The sequence below is a fragment of the Streptomyces sp. MS191 genome, assembly GCF_008042125.1.
Taxonomy (GTDB): domain Bacteria; phylum Actinomycetota; class Actinomycetes; order Streptomycetales; family Streptomycetaceae; genus Streptomyces.
Genome location: NZ_RDBI01000060.1, coordinates 1 through 1,557 on the forward strand (window position 1 = coordinate 1; position 1,557 = coordinate 1,557).

Genomic DNA, 1,557 nt, shown 5'->3' on the forward strand with positions numbered 1-1,557 from the left:
GTCCACACAGGGCCGAAGAGCCGGCTCGGGGGCGCCCACGAGGGGCGAGAACATGGCGATGCACAGGGGACGTGGGCGGCGCGGGCGACTGGTGGCTCCGGCGCTGGCGCTGGCGCTCGTCGGGCTGACGGGCTGCGGCGGTGACGACTCGGCCGCCGGTGGCGGCGCGAAGGCCGCCGCGTGCGAGCCGAGCAAGGAGCCGGTGAAGCTGGAGTACTGGTCGTGGGTGCCCGGCATGGAGAAGGCCGTGGCCGCATGGAACGCGAAGAACCCGCGGATCCAGGTGAAGGTGAAGACCACCCCGGCCGGCAACGCGGGGACGTACCAGAACCTTTCGAACGCCCTGAAGGCGAAGAAGGCTCCCGATCTCGCCCAGGTCGAGTACGACTCGCTGGCCAGCTTCCGTCTCAAGGAGGGCCTGCGGGACATCGCGCGGTGCGACGGCGTTGCGGCGGCGAAAAGCACCTTCGTGGACTGGACGTGGTCCCAGGCGACGTTCGGAGCCGACGGCAAGGACGGTGTCTGGGCCGTGCCCCAGGACACCGGCCCCATGGCCCTGTTCTACCGCAAGGACGTCTTCGACAAGCTCGGCCTGGCCGCCCCCACCACCTGGGCCGAGTACGAGGCGGCGGCGCGCAAGATCAAGGCCGACGCCCCCGGCCGCTACGTCACCCACTTCTCCCAGACCGACCCGAACTGGTTCACCGGACTGCTGTGGCAGAACGGCGCCGGCATGTTCGACCGCCAGGGCGACACGTGGAAGGTGACGGTCGACCGGCCCGAAAGCCGGAAGGTGGCCACGTACTGGCAGCGCCTGATCGACGACAAGCTCGTCGCGACCGACCTGCAGGGCTTCTCGCCGGCGCTGTACAAGGCGTGGTCCGACGGGGAGGTCGTCACCTGGATCGGCGCCGCGTGGGGGTACAGCACCATTCGTGACAACGCCGCCGCGACCGCGGGCAAGTGGGCCGTGGCTCCGATGCCGCAGTGGGACAAGGGAGACAAGGCCGCCGGGAACTGGGGCGGATCGACGACCGTCGTCACGGCCGGTGCCGAACACCCCTACGAGGCCTCGCGATTCGCCCTGTGGCTGAACTCGGATCCGGAGGCTCTGGAGATCCTCAATCGGGAGGGCGGGCTCTACCCGGCGGCCAAGGCCGGACTGAAGCTCCCGGCGCTGCAGCAGCCCGTCGACTTCTACGGCAAGCAGAAGATCTTCGACGTGTTCGCGGAGGCATCGGGGAACGTCGACACCGACTTCACCTGGGGTCCCACCATGACCGACACCTACCGGTTCCTCAGCGACGGAACCTCGGCGGCCATCTCCGGCAACGGCACCCTCGGCGACGCGCTCAGGACGGCCGACGCCAAGAGCGTCGAATCGCTGCGCAAGCAGTCCCTCGACGTCACCGACTGAGCTGCCGTGCACCTCGCACCCACCCGGACCGCCGCAGGCCCCGTGACGCCCGCGGCGGTCGACCGCCCGACCGCGAAAGGTCACCTGACATGACCACCGAGGTGGCCGCCGGCGGCCACCTCGGTGGTCATGTCAGGTGA

Annotated in this window: 1 protein-coding gene; it reads left to right on the forward strand. The window is 69.9% G+C overall.

What is annotated here, in order from left to right; genetic code table 11:
• Window positions 1-52 precede the first annotated feature (52 nt).
• On the forward strand, window positions 53-1,417 hold the full coding sequence (locus EAO71_RS26265) for an ABC transporter substrate-binding protein (protein WP_147980303.1): 1,365 nt from the start codon (window positions 53-55) through the stop codon (window positions 1,415-1,417).
• The last annotated feature ends 140 nt before the right edge of the window (window positions 1,418-1,557 follow it).

Excerpts from the sequence above, each read along its gene's own strand:
- EAO71_RS26265 (WP_147980303.1), top strand. The coding sequence starts at position 53 with ATGGCGATGCACAGGGGACGTGGGCGGCGCGGGCGACTGGTGGCTCCG.